This window comes from Alteromonas sp. AO-Serp, assembly GCF_017849675.1.
Taxonomy (GTDB): domain Bacteria; phylum Pseudomonadota; class Gammaproteobacteria; order Enterobacterales; family Alteromonadaceae; genus Alteromonas; species Alteromonas macleodii.
The window spans coordinates 1-2,739 of the sequence record NZ_JAFLMX010000308.1; the positions used below are offsets into that span (position 1 = coordinate 1).

Annotated in this window: 2 protein-coding genes; both read left to right on the forward strand. The window is 46.8% G+C overall.

Features of this window, described 5'->3' with window-relative positions:
- On the forward strand, nucleotides 1–1,452 hold a 1,452-nt coding region (gene sucA, locus QVA83_RS19780), incomplete at its 5' end, for a 2-oxoglutarate dehydrogenase E1 component (protein WP_287498850.1).
- A 9-nt stretch (nucleotides 1,453–1,461) separates the two neighbouring features.
- On the forward strand, nucleotides 1,462–2,739 hold a 1,278-nt coding region (gene sucB, locus QVA83_RS19785), incomplete at its 3' end, for a dihydrolipoyllysine-residue succinyltransferase (RefSeq protein WP_287498851.1).

The following is a 2,739-nucleotide window of genomic DNA, read 5'->3' on the forward strand; positions in this document are numbered from 1 at the left end:
GATTTAGTTTGTTACCGTCGTCATGGTCACAACGAAGCGGATGAGCCAAACGCCACGCAGCCGTTGATGTACCAAAAAATTAAGAAGCACCCGGTTCCACGTGTTCTTTATGCTGACCAGCTAATTGCTGAAGGTGTGATAGAGCAACGTGATGCAGATCGTTATGTTGAAGAGTACCGTGAAGCTCTTGACCATGGCGCGTGCGTTGTTGAAGAGTGGCGTCCAATGACAGAGCATAGCGTTGACTGGTCTCCGTACCTTGGTCACGACTGGGATACGCCTTACGATGGAGCGCTTTCAGTTGAGAAGCTTAAAGAGCTAGGTGAGTCAATCACTACTATTCCTGAAGAGCACAAACTTCAGTCTCGTGTAAACAAGCTTTACCAAGACCGTAAAGCGATGGTCGCGGGTGAAAAGCTACTTGATTGGGGTATGGCAGAGAACTTAGCTTATGCCACTATCGTAGATGCCGGCGAAGATATTCGTATTACAGGTCAGGATTCAGGCCGTGGTACTTTCTTCCACCGTCACGCGGTATTGCACAATCAAAAAGACGCATCGACGTATATGCCACTTCAGCATATTCGCGAAGGTCAGGGTGAAATTGAAATTTACGACTCTGTGCTTTCGGAAGAAGCAGTAATGGCATTTGAGTATGGTTATGCGACAGCAGAGCCTACATGTCTGACTATTTGGGAAGCCCAGTTTGGTGACTTCGCTAACGGCGCTCAGGTTGTATTTGATCAGTTCTTGAGCTCAGGTGAAGCGAAGTGGGGCCGTTTGTGTGGCCTAACCGTTTTACTTCCACATGGTTATGAAGGCCAAGGCCCAGAGCATAGTTCTGCGCGTCTTGAGCGATTCTTGCAAATGTGTGCTGACCACAACTGGCAAGTGTGTGTACCTTCAACACCCGCTCAGGTTTACAACATGCTTAGACGCCAAGTGGTTCGTCCAATGCGTAAACCACTTATCGTGATGTCACCTAAGTCACTATTACGTCATCCAATGGCTGTATCTTCGTTAGAGGAACTTGCAGAAGGCAAATTCCATAACGTAATTGGCGAAATTGATGATATCGATCCGAAGAATGTGAAGCGTGTTGTTATGTGTTCAGGCAAGGTTTACTACGATTTGTTAGACCAGCGCCGTAAAAATGAGCAAACAGACGTCGCAATCATCCGTTTAGAGCAACTTTATCCATTCCCACAAGAAGAATGCGCTAAAGTTGTGGCACAATACAGCCACGTAAAAGATTGGGTTTGGTGTCAAGAAGAGCCTCAAAACCAAGGCGCTTGGTACTGTAGCCAACACCATTTCTGGCAAGCAATTCCAGATGGTGCAAAATTAACATATGCAGGCCGTGATGCATCCTCGTCACCTGCAGTAGGTTATGTATCCGTTCACAACCAGCAACAGAAAGCCCTGGTTGAAAACGCACTCACAATTAAATAAGGAACAGTAATGACAATTGAGATAAAAGTTCCGGTTCTACCTGAGTCAGTTGCCGATGCCACCATTGCAACCTGGCACGTAAAGGCCGGTGACGCAGTTAAACGAGACCAGAACCTGGTTGATATTGAAACTGATAAAGTGGTTTTAGAAGTTGTGGCGCCAGCGGACGGTACAATTGGTGAGATACTAAACGAAGAGGGTGCAACTGTTTTAGGCGAGCAAGTTATTGCTAAACTAGAAAAGGGTGGTGCTGCTGCACCAGCTGAAGCTAAAACAGAAAGCAAAGCGAAAGACGATTCTAAATCAGATGCGGCTCCAGCGGCTTCTGGAAAAACATCTGATGTTAAAGTACCAGTACTTCCTGAATCTGTAGCTGACGCGACAATCGCAACGTGGCACGTAGCTGTAGGTGAAGCAGTTTCTCGCGACCAAAACTTGGTTGATATCGAAACTGATAAAGTAGTACTAGAAGTTGTTGCTCCTGCAGACGGTTCTCTTGCTGAAATTATCGCAGAAGAGGGCGCCACAGTAACAGCTGAAGAAGTGATTGCTAAATTTGTAGAAGGTGCAGCAAGCGGCGCTTCTGCTCCAGCAGCGTCAAGCGAAAGCGATGACAGTGACGAGAGCAGCGATGCGCTTAGTCCTTCTGTTCGTCGTTTACTTGCAGAAAAAGGTGTTGACGCAGCTAAAGTGAAAGGCACTGGCAAAAATGGCCGTATCACTAAAGAAGACGTAGAGAAGTACCTTAAAGGCGGCGACAGCTCAGCGAAGGCAGCGCCTGCTGCGTCTGAATCTGTTTCAGCTGACTTACCAACGGGTAATCGTACCGAGAAGCGTGTTCCTATGACGCGTCTTCGCAAGACAATTGCTAACCGTCTTCTTGAAGCGAAGAACTCTACAGCAATGCTAACAACGTTTAACGAAGTAAACATGAAGCCAATCATGGACCTTCGTAAGCAGTATCAAGACAGCTTCGAGAAGCGTCACGGTATTCGCCTTGGTTTCATGTCTTTCTACGTGAAAGCGGTAACCGAAGCCCTTAAGCGTTTCCCTGAAGTTAACGCGTCTATCGACGGTGATGACATTGTTTATCACAACTACTTCGATGTATCGATTGCTGTTTCTACACCACGTGGCCTTGTAACACCAGTACTTAAAGATACTGACACACTAGGCATGGCAGGTGTTGAAAAAGGAATTAAGGAACTAGCACTTAAAGGCCGTGACGGTAAGCTGTCATTGGCTGAACTACAAGGTGGTAATTTCACAATCACCAACGGTGGTGTG